We start from the raw sequence: 12,543 nt of genomic DNA, 5'->3' as shown, positions 1-12,543 counted from the left end.
TCCCCTCCTAGTATTTAGCGTTAGTGTCGTTGGTGATTCTATCGTTTGTTTTATTTGGTTCGAAATGCGTTGAACCCCATTTCCCACAATGGCAGTAATTTGCTTCAACAACACTTTCTACTTCAGCGATACCAATATCTTTGCCATCGTGATCATAAAATTGTACTTGCATGCCAGCCAATACCTTAGTTGGCTGCACCGCCTGTTCAAACTCACTAACATCTAGACCTAGCGCTCGTCCTAGTGCAATTGCTTTGCCGATATGTTCGTTGAATACGTCTGTTGGATTACATTCAGCACGACCTACTTCTCTTGATTCTTTAATTCGTATCTCACCATATAATAACCAGTAAACAACTGCTGTTACTTTTTGCTCTTTTACAAAGAAGTCCGTTTCGTAATAATGTTGAGTTGCAGTTGTGTTACCCTCATTTTTTCGAGTCTTGTTCCCAGCTCGAACAGCGTTGTATTTTTCTACAAACTTCTTCGCTTTTTCAATAATTGCAGCACGTTGTTGATTTGGTGTTAGTGGTTTGGATTTGATAAGTTCGTATACATTAATGTTTTTAGACTTCAAACCATTTAAAGTTAAATCGTCACCATAAACTCTACAAGTTCTTCCGCTATCCCTAGTAAACAATAACCTGATTGGACCTTCCGCTTGATAAACTTTATAAGGCTTGTTAGGTGTAATGCACGACCAATCCTCACCGACTTCCGAATACATAATGACATCACCATGTTTTGCTTCACGATCAACCTTGCGATATTTATCACCTTCAAGTTCGATGATGTCCTCCACAGTATTAGTTGTGGAAAGCTCAACCGATTTCTTGCCACGTAATTCATGAACAATTAGCTTTAATTTACTAATTTCTTCCGATTGCATTGCTACTGTATCTTCTAATGCTGTGATACGCTCATTTTTCGTCTTTGTCATTTCGCATCCTCCTGTGGTACAATACCAGTGTCATTTATAAAATTTTTGCGCTCGCCATTGGTTGCCGCCTTTGACGAGTTTTTTTCTGCCTCTAATTGAGCATTCTGAACGTCTTCGATGTCTTGCCAGTAATCCGATTCTCTGTCATATACATCAGCGTGTGTGTGGCCTATACGCATGGAATCACCTACTTAGATCGCTCAATTTCAGCAATTAACTTTTTCGCACCCTCTAGACTTAGAACCAATTTGCCACCTAGTAAACTGAAATTATCGTCAGAGACTTCACCAGTAACAGCACACGTCATATGAGCCACGTATTTTTTGATAATCACCTGTTCACCACTCGCAAAGAATTCTACTGGATCTCCTTCATTAATCCCTAATGTGCGACGCAATTCTTTTGGAACTACCACACGACCTAATTCATCTACTTTACGAACAATACCTGTTGATTTCATAATTAAATTCCTCCTAGTTTTTAGCACGTTTACGCGCCAGTATTTTTAATAAAGTGGTATACAAGGCATCTTCTAACGGTTGTCCTTCAATACAGTGGATGCCTAATTTATTCAATTGCTGGATTACTGCTTTGCGCTTCAAATGCTTCTTCATCGACATCTGCGTAATAACCCTCCGTGTATGCTTTGACCTCTTCTACTGTGTCGATGATGCCAAATACTCGCTGTTGTAGAAGCTTGTATTCACGTTGTTTACTTGATAGATGGCTATCAAACGGTAAGTTTGGTTCACTTTCCATCGCATCTATTGCAATGTCTAATAGTTTGTTATTTTCCTCCTTTTGCATATCCTCCAAATGCTTAATCAGCTTGTTATTGCCTTCCACAATTCTTGCTTCTAGTTCCGGATATTCAAGTAATTCACTCAAGTTTTCCACGGCAACATGAGGACGGTCATCGTATTGACTTTGAACCTTTTCGATAAATAGTGATTCACGTCCATTCTCATCTGCTGCATAGACTGTGGAAGGCTTTCCATTCGTACGATAATGAATTGATAGAACCGATAACTTTGTACCTTTTACGTTTAAAACTGCTTGCATATTTATTCCTCCTTATATTTCCTTTCTGTTAAACTATTGGTAGAAAGGTAGGTGATACATAGTGTTGACATTCAAAGAATGGATTATTAAGTTTGTAGGTGTAGATTTGCCTATTGGCGATATTGCTACTGACATTTTAGAAGATAAAGATTTTCCAAACGTTAAAGATTACCAAACTATTATTGAATACTTAGAACGACACAACACTTCTGATAGCTTTATTAGAGTTTTCGAATACTCATTCAAAATGTTCTATGATAGCACCCAAAAATAACACTAACGTTCTAGATACTTCTTTCTACCAGTAACAACATCTGCAATACCATCTTGGTATGGCACATTTCTTTCTTTTAATCTTAGGGATGCTTCGTTCACAACTGCCTTTAACAGTTCTGAGCGTCGTATCTCTCCTACTTCGCATTCACCCATACCATTTGCTACTGCATATTCAACAGCTTGTTCAAACGCTTGCTTTAAATTGGCAAATACATCTTTGTCCTCCACACTCTTCACTCTCCTTTCATAGTTTGATAGATTTACTTCTGACGTGCTGATACAGCTTTATTTAATGCTTCACTAACTAGTTCAACTGGTACTTGATTAATGTTCATTGCGTTCACCTCTCGCTCGCTTATTTAAAGCAGCTTGTTTATCCTTATCCGACATCGCGTTCCACACTGCTACTTTGATTTTCATTTAGTTCACCTGACTTTCTAGTATTTTTACATCATATGGATCTGTTAAATCCTTGCCTGTATTTCGCACCATAAAGTTATCTAGCTCTATAGTCGAAACTTTCATTCGACCTAATTTAAGACCTTGCAACATACCACTTTTAATAAGCTCGTATACTTTATTTTTATTGCATTTAAGTCTTTTAGCTACCTCCGCAACTTCTAAAAGTTCATTCAAAATAGTTCACCTCTTTGCCTAAATACACAAAATCTTGCGAATGTGTTTTATATGTTCCTGAGCTTTTGGGCCATCCTTACGGCCACGAATAATGTCCGAAAGATATGCATTCGAAATCCCTACTAGATCAGCAAGCTCTTTCTGATTCATTTTTCGTTTAAATAATTCAGCGCGAACTTGCACTCCTAAATCTTCTGACATAACCTAACCTCCTTCTAAAAACCTTGACGTTGCTACCGTCATACAAGCTATGAATCCGAATGGTTTATACCGTCATTGGCTCGGTACCACAGCGCATTTACAAAAATTAACGAAAATGTAAGCTAAATAATTAGCTAATTGTATTGACACTAAGTATCCAATAGTATACTATTTAAGCATAGCTAAATAAGACTTTGAAAAGCCTGTAAACATTACATTTATTCCGTTCCCCAACGTCAAAATGTGTTTAAATAGGTCGTATTTTTTGTACTCTTTTAGCTAATAATTTAGCTTATGTGAACATAATAATACAATTGGATACTTATTGCAACTAAAAAATATCCAAAAGTATATTTTATTTTCTCTAAGCAGCCAGAAAGGTTGATATTATGCTGTTCGATAGAGTAAAAGAATTATCTGAACAACGTGGAGAAAACTTGAAATTTGTTGCTCAAAAACTAGGATTTAGCGAAAATGCTTTTTATAAATGGAAAACACAAAGCCCGAAATCAGAAACACTAGAGAAGGTAGCAGACTATTTTGATGTTAGTACTGATTATTTACTTGGGCGTACTGATAAAAAACGTTATTTCGATTTAACTGAAAAAGATGAACAAGATATACAAAAAGAACTCCATAGAATGATTGAAGGTTTATCTAAAAGTGGTCATGCTTCTTTTGATGGTAGAACCCTAGACGAATTAAGCGAAGAAGAATTAGAAGATAGAGAATTATTATTATCAAGTTTGGAAAATTCGTTAAGACTAGCTAAACGTGTAGCAAAACAGAAATTCACCCCAAAAAAATATAGAGATTAATGGGAGTGTTGGATGCCATGTCAATAAAGTCGATTGTTAATCAGTTAATTAAAAAATACGGAACTAACGACCCTTTTAAGCTTGCTGAGTACATGGGTGTACTTATTGTGTTTGAACCTTTAGGGAATGCGCTCGGATACTATAATAAGCATTTTAGAGTACCTATGATTCACATTAATGAAAATGCTGATAGGAAATTACAGATTTTTATTTGTGCTCATGAATTAGGTCACTACGTTCAACATGAGGATATCAATACTTCTTTTTTGAAAAAACACACTCTTTTTTCTACAGATAAAATAGAAATCGAAGCTAATACATTTGCAGTTGAATTGTTATTACCTGACGAACTATTTTTGGAGCAAGATAATTATTCATGTTTTACCATCTATGATGCAATTAAAGAAAAAGGTGTTCCAATCGAACTATTGTCTTTAAAAAACATAGGTGGTAAAAAAATTTTACCTTAAAAAGAACAAACATTCCCATTAAAGGTGGTGGTTATTATGTGAAGATAACAGAAAAACAAAATAAGGAAGGAGAAAAGACATGAAAGGCGGAGTTCGCAAACGCGGAAACACCTGGTACTACTACTTTGATATGGGAATTGTGGAGGGCAAGCGTGTTCGTCCAGAGTATTCGGCAACAGCTGAAGGAGCTCATACAAAAGCAGAAGCAGAAGCAATATTACGAAGAAAGATTTTAGAGTACGAAAATGCCGGAACAGTATTTAAACCTCAAGAGATTACATTACAAGACTTTTTAAGGTTTTGGATGGAGGAATACGTGGATCTTAAATTAGAACCAAATACGTATTACAACTATGAAGGGGTAATAAATAATCACATCTTACCTCACTTAGGTAAATACAAAGTAAAGTCTTTAACCACCCACGTGTTACAACAATTTATCAATTTAAAGACACGTGAGGGATATGCTCGTCAAACATTAAGCATAATTGTAGGTATCTTAAGCAAATCTTTAAATCACGCTGTATATCCGTACAAATATATCAAAGAAAACCCTATGCATTATGTAGAGTTAATGAAAGACAAAAGTAGAAAACCTACTCGTGAAGAATTAAAAATTCAATCAAAAGAAAACTTACGACGTATTAATAGTGTTTTAAATGAGGATCACCCTTTTTATTTACCATTTCACATCGGCTTACATTGCGGTGTACGTGTAGGAGAAGTTTGCGGGCTTGAATGGAAACATATAAATTTCGAGGAAATGACATTAGAAATTGAGCAGCAACTAGTCGGTATCAAAGATGAAAATAAAAAAATTCAGTGGCAACCTAGGCCACCGAAATCAAAGGCTGGTTATCGAACACTTCCATTTGGTAATGCTCTAACTGAAATCCTAAGACGTGCAAAAAGAAGACAACTTGAAAATCGTTTAAAGTTCGGTGAGTTTTATAAACAGGATACAGAACATGATTATGTATGTAAAAAAGAAAATGGCGAACACTGTACGCCAAGTGTCATCAAATATAATACTAGGAAAATTAGTGAAACATTAAACATCAGTTTTAACTATCATTCATTGCGTCACACACATGCAACAACATTAATAGAAAATGGTACACCTATTAAAACTGTACAAAAAAGATTGGGACATAGCAGAGCTGCAGTAACAGAAGATCGCTATGTCCACCTCACTGAGAAAATGGCCAGAGATGCTGCGAACATCTTTGATTCATTCGCTCAAGATATATAAAAATTGCTAACGTATTTTTTTATGGTGGGGAATTGGTGGGGAACCCCACCATTTAACCCTTTTATAAATTAACTAGATACGCCATAAACCCTTACCATTACTATATTACTTCGAATCATCCATCTTCAGAACAGCCATGAATGCTTCTTGTGGTACTTCGACTGAACCTACTTGTTTCATACGTTTTTTACCTTCTTTTTGTTTATCAAGAAGTTTTCGTTTACGAGAAATATCCCCACCGTAACATTTCGCTAATACGTTTTTACGCATAGCTTTAATTGTTGAGCGTGCCACAATTTTTTGGCCAACTGCTGCTTGAATTGGCACTTCAAATTGTTGACGTGGGATTAATTCTTTTAATTTTTCAACGATGACTTTACCGCGCTCGTATGCAAAGTCACGGTGTACGATGAAGCTTAGTGCATCGACTTGCTCACCATTTAATAAGATATCCATCTTCACTAGTTTTGAAGTCTGATAACCAATGAGTTCATAGTCAAATGAAGCATAGCCCTTCGTATTTGATTTTAAATAATCAAAGAAGTCATAAACGATTTCTGATAACGGCATTTCATAAATAATGCTGACACGTGTTGTATCAATATAATCCATTGTCATAAAATTACCGCGCTTTAATTGACAAAGCTCCATAACAGCTCCTACATAATCGTTTGGTACCATAATTGTAGCTTTTACATATGGTTCTTCCACATAATCAATTTTTTGAGGATCTGGCATAAATGAAGGGTTGTCAACCTTCACTGTAGAGCCATCCGTCATTTGAACATTGTAAATTACAGAAGGCGCTGTTGTGATTAGATCAATGTTAAACTCACGCTCAATACGCTCTTGAATGATTTCCATGTGTAAAAGCCCTAAGAAGCCACAGCGGAAACCAAATCCTAATGCTTGTGATGTCTCTGGCTCATATTGAAGTGCAGAGTCATTAAGTTCTAATTTTTCTAACGCTTCACGTAAATCATTATATTTCGCTGTATCGATTGGATATAATCCGCAGTATACCATTGGATTTAAACGACGATAACCTGCTAATGGCCCATCTGCTGGGCGATTCGCAAATGTAACTGTATCCCCCACACGAGTATCACCTACATTTTTAATAGACGCTGTTAAATAACCTACGTCACCGACTGTTAATTCAGCTTGTGGTACAACTTTCGGTGTGTGTATACCAACTTCAATAACTTCAAATTCTGCTCCAGTAGCCATCATACGAATTTTATCGCCAGGTTTTACTGTACCATTCATGATTCGAATGGAAATAATAACACCTTTGTAAGCATCGTAAACAGAGTCAAAAATAAGGGCTTGTAACGGTGCTTCCGGATCACCCGTCGGTGCAGGCACTTTCTCTACAATTTGTTCTAAAATATCTTCAATCCCGATACCGGCTTTAGCAGAAGCTAAAACCGCTTCAGAAGCATCTAACCCTATTACGTCTTCAACTTCTTGACGTACACGTTCTGGATCTGCTGCTGGTAAATCAATTTTATTGATAACAGGTAAAATTTCTAGGTCGTTATCAAGCGCTAAGTATACATTTGCTAGTGTTTGTGCTTCAATACCTTGTGCTGCATCGACAACTAAAATTGCACCCTCACAAGCAGCTAGACTACGTGATACTTCATATGTGAAATCGACGTGCCCTGGTGTGTCGATTAAATGGAATATATACACTTCACCATCTTTAGCTTCATACTTTAATTGGACTGCATTTAATTTAATCGTAATGCCTCGCTCACGCTCTAAATCCATTGAGTCGAGTAGCTGTGCTTTCATTTCACGAGATGTTAGTGATTTCGTTTGCTCTAAAATACGGTCAGCTAGCGTTGATTTCCCGTGGTCAATATGTGCAATAATAGAGAAATTTCGTATATTCTCTTGTCTTTTTAAACGTGCTTCTCGGTTCATCTTTTCCACTCCTAATTAAACTATAATGAATTATACTATGAACCTTATACAAACCACAACAACAGAACAGCATAAATGCTGTTAAATCAATGGTTATTCTAAATAGTGTACCGTTTCCTCTGCAAAACAATGCAAAAAAGATAATAAGTTGCTAAAAATAATTTCCTATACCTTTCATAAAAAATAGCCAGCTACACCTAGAAATGGTGCACACTGGCTATTACTAAAATCAATTTGACCTCGGCATAATTGACGCTTCGCTTTCGCGCAGAAAACATTGCCGCTGACGCTTCGCTGCCACAGGACATGGCGTCCAAGACTGAGTTCCTCTATTTCAGCGGATGTTTTTGTACCGAAAACATAGCGACAGGTACAGATGTTTGGACACCCGCTGAAAGAAGTTAAATATTTATTGTTTGTTGAATAAGGTTTGTTAACGTTTTAACACCTTTTTGTTCTAAATGCACACCGTCTGGAGCAAAAAATTCTGGATGGTTGATAGCAACCGAATGCCAATCAATCAATGTAATATTATCATGCTCTTGAGCTTTTTGTTGCAATGAAGAGTTTACATTACTTTCCCATGATCGAGGTACTCGAGTATTCACTAAATAAATATCGGCATTGGAGAAAGCTTTAAGTAGTGAATCGATCTGATCATTCGTAAAGAAACCATTTGTGCCAAGTTGAATAATAACCGCTTTATTTGGCTCATTAAAACTAGCATAATTTGGTGCCAATTGGACAGCTTGTGAAACTTGACGACCAATTTTTGCATCAATTGTAATGTTAGGATAGATATTATGTAAGCTAGTAGCAATATCTATCATTAAAGAATCTCCAATAGCTAATATACCATTATAGGATTCATTAGGATTAGCAGTTGCATCATTTTCTCCTTGCTTAGGTTCTTCTTTGTCCGATTGAGGGCTAGTTTCAGTTTTTTCATTCCCAACATTTGATGAATTACTTCCCGTTGTTCCTTTTTCCGCTACGGAATCATTATGCTTAGAAGGTTGCTCTTCACCATTTATTTTAATTTCTGTTGGCTTAGATTCTTTAGATTCCGTTTGTTCTTTTCCTATAACGCCTGTCATTCCAGTAAAAAATACTAGAAGGAATAGTGAAACAAGCACAGTAGAAATTTTTCTAGTAAACGAAAAGCTGCCCCATTTATCTTTATTAACTACAAGATATTGTCGATAATAGGAGCGGAATCCTTCTTTCCTTATTGGCATTTCAATAAAACGATACGATAATTCTGCAATAATCAATATAAGAACTAGCTGTAAAGCAACTCGCCAGTATGCAGGATTACCTATTTCGTGGACTGGAGTACCCAACACCATGATTGGATAATGCCATAGATAAATTCCATATGATCTTGAACCGATCCAACGTAGAGGCTTCAAAGAAAGTAATTTTCCTAATATGCTAATTGGATGACAAACACACGCTATTAATATAGCTGCATTCAAACAAAATAGGAACATGCCCCCTCTATATAAGAAAGTTTGATATTCATTTACAAAAATAATACTTAATATGAAAATACTAAAAGCAACCAAACTTATGGCATTTAGTTTATTGACATGGTCAGTAGATAGTTTTTGAGAAGATAGTCTTTTCATCGGCCAAACGAGAGCTAGCCAGCAGCCTATAAGTAATTCAAAAGAACGTGTATCTGTCCCGTAATATATACGACTAGGATCAGCTCCTGGCTCATACAGTATACCCATTAACACAGCGGAACATAATGCACCGATAAAGATAAAAATGGCTAATTTACTCTGTTTTTTCACAAGATAAAGCCCGAGCATTAACAGAATTGGCCAAATAAGATAAAATTGTTCTTCAATTGCTAAAGACCATAAATTTTTTATAGGTGAAGGGGATCCAAAACTATCAAAATACGAGAGCTTATGAAAAATGAACCACCAATTACTTGAATAAAAAATAGAGGATATTGCATCTCCGCGCAATGTATGGAGAAGTTCTTTATGAAATAAGGTAGCCCAAGCGAATGAAGTAATAATCATTACATACGCAGCAGGCAGTAGGCGTCGAAATCGCCCAATCCAAAATTCTCCTAGACCTACTTTTAATCGGTTTCCTTTTAAAGGTAAAATAGTAGAAGTTATTAAGTAACCCGATAAAACAAAAAAGATATCAACTCCTAGGAACCCTCCACTGGCCCATTTGAAGTTAAAATGATAAGCTATCACAGCTAGTACTGCTAAAGCTCGAATCCCATCTATTCCAGGGATATAACGATGATTGACTGTCTTGCCTGACATAAAATTCCTTCCTCTTCTTCCGATAATCTACAAACTTATAGTGTGAAAATTAGTATTAAGTCAATATCGTCCCCTTTTACCTACTGATTCGGTGCATTCACTTATATAAATGACGGATGAGTATTTATAAAAGTTTACTTTTTTTATCACATAAACAACATTAAAATAACTTCTCATATGTATATGTCCTTCATCCTTATAAAATAAAGGTTAATCTTATTCATATTTTATCCATCAAAAAAGCATCTCCAAAATGGTAGATGCTTTAAAAGCGTATTTCGCCTATTGCATATGCCGCTTCACTTTTACAACTCATCGTCAAATCTTTATGTGCTGACTCGAAAATTATAAGGCAAGAAATGAATAATTAAAAGGCTTAATTACTATTTTTTCTTAAATAAATCCCTGGTATTTTTTACTAACAATCATTCAATTTTCATACTTTGTCCAAAATGTAATTAAGTACAATATATCAATAAAAAATTGGCAAAAAGAAGACTGCTTTTCGCCAATAAATTTTAATAATCTATTTATTTATTCTTGTTTTCCTGTAATGAAGGATTTTGATATAGCTTTTCCTATTACAGCAATCGTACGATTCAATTCTACTTCTGTATTGTCAATTCCACCTAGTTCGATTAATATCATTTCTTTTGTTAAATCTTGATTATAACGTCCATCTACATTGTCACCACTTTTTGATATAACACCTCTAGAAATTTTTGGCACAATTCCATTCATAGCAGCAGATAGACTTTCTGCATAAGCAGTATTCCATCTATAATTCTTATGCTCTGCACCAATAACAATCGCAATCCGTGCATAGGACTCATTATTATATGTTAAAGTTGTCGCATCTCTCTTGGCAGAATCTCGATGCAAATCAATAACTAAATCGTACGATTGCTCTTGTAAACGTTTTGCTAAATAAGGACGTACAAAGTTGTAAGAATACGGAAAAGTTTTCCCCTTAAGTTTTAGTTCCTTCATAACATCCACATCTAAAACGTCGGTTTGTATACCACTCGTACTAAAATGCTTAGAAATAGTATCTTTTAATTGATAAATATTCGTTTTTTCATCATAAACGGCGGCTTTCCCGCTAGCAGCTTTCACTATTGGTTGATATGATTCCTGTGAATGCGTAAATAATAACAATACTTTAAATGGGTTTTTTGTTTGATCTTGTGTTTGATCTTGTGTTTGATCTTTTGTTTCTTCTTTTGTTTCTTCTTTTGTTTCTTCTTTTGTTTCCTTTTTTGTCTGCTCCAGTGCACTTTGTTCAGCTAAATTAGTAGCGGCATACACGACTTGTTTATCCTCTGGTTCTTTAATCGGAGTCGATGCTTGCTTGTTGAACGGAAGTTGCCCAGCAATGACAGGTAATACGAAGAAGAACAATAATAAACCAAATGACCACTGTAGTTTTTTTAGCAAAGTCACACCCTCCTCCCCTTATCGTATGGAGGGGATGTGTCTTTTAGAACGAAAAAAATTATAGATTATTAGCCCATTTCATAAGCATAGATGACACGAGTTTTGCATACTTGTCTACCCAATAATCAGCTTCCTTTGGCGTAACCATCAGCTGTGTATGCGAGCCTGCGAAAGTCTCAGCAAATAATTGCTGACGCTCTTCTTTAGACCATGTAGCCCATTCGCCAAAAATCGGCTGTACTAAAGACATATCTAGTTCTTTATTTATATCTGGTTGCCAAGACGACAATGACAATTTTGATGAAGGTTTACTCCGCTCTGCCACCCGTGCAGCTATAGAACGTAGCATTACTTCTACAGCATCCGCAATTAATACAGGTGCATCAACTACTGTTGGGATACCAATTGCAGTAACAGGAATGCCAAGCATCTCATATGAAATTTCCTTACGGTGATTTCCTACACCTGAACCAGGATGTATCCCTGTATCCGTTAATTGAATTGTTTTACATAAGCGATCACTAGCTCTCGTTGCAAGTGCGTCTACAACAATAATTAATTTAGGTTTAAGACGCTCTGCCAACGCCGCTACAAATTCACCAGTCTCGTATCCTGTTTGCCCCGTTACACCAGGCGCATACATGACGAATTTTTCATCTATTACATCTAAACTATGCAAATGATCAATAAGATACGGTCCTATAGCATCTGGTGTAATTGTCCGATTCCCTAAACCAATAATTAAAATTTTGTCATCTTCTTTCCATGACATGGATTTATGCATTTTTTTGAAATTCACAAGCAATTCTTTCTCAAGCTGCTCAAAGCCATCCTGATCTTCTAACGTCAAAGTAGGAACAGAAAGAGTAATGTACTTCCCTTTTTTCTTCCCGATTTGCTTCTCACCTTCGGCATCAACGAGCACATCAGTGATTTTTACCCGACCAGCAGTCTGATCTTCAATTTGAATACCACTCGACTCTTTAAGTGTATCTTTTTGCTCTTTCGTTTGATGTAAAACAACCTCTTCAGACTCATCAATTAAATCCGTGCGTTGCCAATTAAAATTTTGCATACAGTTCACCTCAACTGTAGTTTGTTCAAACTGTCAAGTAAATATTCTTTGCATTTATCTATTGCAATTTGTCCTAGCGTTTGTTAAAATGATTTTTGTTGTATTGACACAAGAAATCAATGAGAAGATATCATCTCGTACCTATTT

At 35.9% G+C, this 12,543-nt stretch carries 15 protein-coding genes; 4 read left to right on the top strand and 11 right to left on the bottom strand.

The window, feature by feature from the left end; genetic code table 11:
• Window positions 1-7: 7 nt before the first annotated feature.
• The 4 genes from ACIQZA_RS06355 to ACIQZA_RS06340 all read right to left on the bottom strand — a co-directional run bounded on the left by ACIQZA_RS06355 (window position 8) and on the right by ACIQZA_RS06340 (window position 2,002).
• Window positions 8-940 (bottom strand): hypothetical protein, encoded by a 933-nt coding sequence (locus tag ACIQZA_RS06355; protein ID WP_402881126.1) that lies wholly within the window; start codon window positions 938-940, stop codon window positions 8-10.
• Window positions 937-1,119 carry a hypothetical protein gene (locus tag ACIQZA_RS06350; protein WP_402881129.1) on the bottom strand — a complete coding sequence of 61 codons (183 nt, stop codon included), beginning with the start codon at window positions 1,117-1,119 and terminating at the stop codon, window positions 937-939. The genes ACIQZA_RS06355 and ACIQZA_RS06350 overlap by 4 nt, the downstream gene beginning before the upstream one ends.
• Window positions 1,120-1,127: 8 nt before the next feature.
• Complete coding sequence (locus tag ACIQZA_RS06345) at window positions 1,128-1,400, bottom strand: AbrB/MazE/SpoVT family DNA-binding domain-containing protein (protein WP_402881132.1); 273 nt, start codon at window positions 1,398-1,400, stop codon at window positions 1,128-1,130.
• Window positions 1,401-1,507: 107 nt separating this feature from the next.
• The gene (locus tag ACIQZA_RS06340) at window positions 1,508-2,002 is read right to left on the bottom strand and encodes a hypothetical protein (RefSeq protein ID WP_402881135.1); all 495 of its coding nucleotides are present in this window, start codon (window positions 2,000-2,002) and stop codon (window positions 1,508-1,510) included.
• A gap of 61 nt (window positions 2,003-2,063) precedes the next feature.
• On the opposite strand from ACIQZA_RS06340, the gene ACIQZA_RS06335 reads away from it, so the two are divergent.
• The gene (locus ACIQZA_RS06335; protein WP_402881137.1) at window positions 2,064-2,276 is read left to right on the top strand and encodes a YozE family protein; all 213 of its coding nucleotides are present in this window, start codon (window positions 2,064-2,066) and stop codon (window positions 2,274-2,276) included.
• A gap of 2 nt (window positions 2,277-2,278) precedes the next feature.
• On the opposite strand, the gene ACIQZA_RS06330 is transcribed toward ACIQZA_RS06335, so the two are convergent.
• The 3 genes from ACIQZA_RS06330 to ACIQZA_RS06320 all read right to left on the bottom strand — a co-directional run bounded on the left by ACIQZA_RS06330 (window position 2,279) and on the right by ACIQZA_RS06320 (window position 3,115).
• Window positions 2,279-2,506 (bottom strand): hypothetical protein, encoded by a 228-nt coding sequence (locus ACIQZA_RS06330; RefSeq protein ID WP_402881140.1) that lies wholly within the window; start codon window positions 2,504-2,506, stop codon window positions 2,279-2,281.
• Window positions 2,507-2,698: 192 nt separating this feature from the next.
• Window positions 2,699-2,914: a helix-turn-helix domain-containing protein gene (locus tag ACIQZA_RS06325; RefSeq protein WP_402881143.1), complete on the bottom strand. Its 216-nt coding sequence runs from the start codon at window positions 2,912-2,914 to the stop codon at window positions 2,699-2,701.
• Between the two features lie 18 nt (window positions 2,915-2,932).
• On the bottom strand, window positions 2,933-3,115 hold the full coding sequence (locus tag ACIQZA_RS06320; protein WP_402881146.1) for a helix-turn-helix domain-containing protein: 183 nt from the start codon (window positions 3,113-3,115) through the stop codon (window positions 2,933-2,935).
• 389 nt (window positions 3,116-3,504) lie between these two features.
• Between ACIQZA_RS06320 and ACIQZA_RS06315 the strand changes: the two genes are divergently transcribed.
• From ACIQZA_RS06315 to ACIQZA_RS06305, 3 genes are all read left to right on the top strand, one after another.
• Window positions 3,505-3,933 carry a helix-turn-helix domain-containing protein gene (locus ACIQZA_RS06315; RefSeq protein ID WP_402881149.1) on the top strand — a complete coding sequence of 143 codons (429 nt, stop codon included), beginning with the start codon at window positions 3,505-3,507 and terminating at the stop codon, window positions 3,931-3,933.
• Window positions 3,934-3,950: 17 nt separating this feature from the next.
• Complete coding sequence (locus ACIQZA_RS06310) at window positions 3,951-4,403, top strand: ImmA/IrrE family metallo-endopeptidase (RefSeq protein WP_402881152.1); 453 nt, start codon at window positions 3,951-3,953, stop codon at window positions 4,401-4,403.
• Window positions 4,404-4,482: 79 nt separating this feature from the next.
• Window positions 4,483-5,655, top strand: a complete 1,173-nt coding sequence (locus ACIQZA_RS06305) for a tyrosine-type recombinase/integrase (RefSeq protein ID WP_402881155.1) — start codon at window positions 4,483-4,485, stop codon at window positions 5,653-5,655.
• Between the two features lie 105 nt (window positions 5,656-5,760).
• Here ACIQZA_RS06305 and lepA read toward each other — a convergent pair whose 3' ends face one another.
• The 4 genes from lepA to gpr form a co-directional block, all read right to left on the bottom strand.
• Complete coding sequence (lepA, locus tag ACIQZA_RS06300; protein WP_142508919.1) at window positions 5,761-7,587, bottom strand: translation elongation factor 4; 1,827 nt, start codon at window positions 7,585-7,587, stop codon at window positions 5,761-5,763.
• 401 nt (window positions 7,588-7,988) lie between these two features.
• Complete coding sequence (locus ACIQZA_RS06295; RefSeq protein ID WP_402881158.1) at window positions 7,989-9,884, bottom strand: acyltransferase family protein; 1,896 nt, start codon at window positions 9,882-9,884, stop codon at window positions 7,989-7,991.
• Window positions 9,885-10,418: 534 nt separating this feature from the next.
• Window positions 10,419-11,327 carry a stage II sporulation protein P gene (gene spoIIP / locus ACIQZA_RS06290; RefSeq protein ID WP_402881161.1) on the bottom strand — a complete coding sequence of 303 codons (909 nt, stop codon included), beginning with the start codon at window positions 11,325-11,327 and terminating at the stop codon, window positions 10,419-10,421.
• Window positions 11,328-11,379: 52 nt separating this feature from the next.
• Window positions 11,380-12,396, bottom strand: a complete 1,017-nt coding sequence (gene gpr, locus ACIQZA_RS06285; protein ID WP_400933101.1) for a GPR endopeptidase — start codon at window positions 12,394-12,396, stop codon at window positions 11,380-11,382.
• Window positions 12,397-12,543 lie beyond the last annotated feature (147 nt).

Origin of the sequence: Lysinibacillus sp. NPDC096382, assembly GCF_044762845.1 — a bacterium.
GTDB lineage: Bacteria > Bacillota > Bacilli > Bacillales_A > Planococcaceae > Lysinibacillus.
The sequence above is the reverse complement of the archived record's forward strand: the minus strand, read 5'-3'. Positions and strand labels throughout refer to the sequence as shown.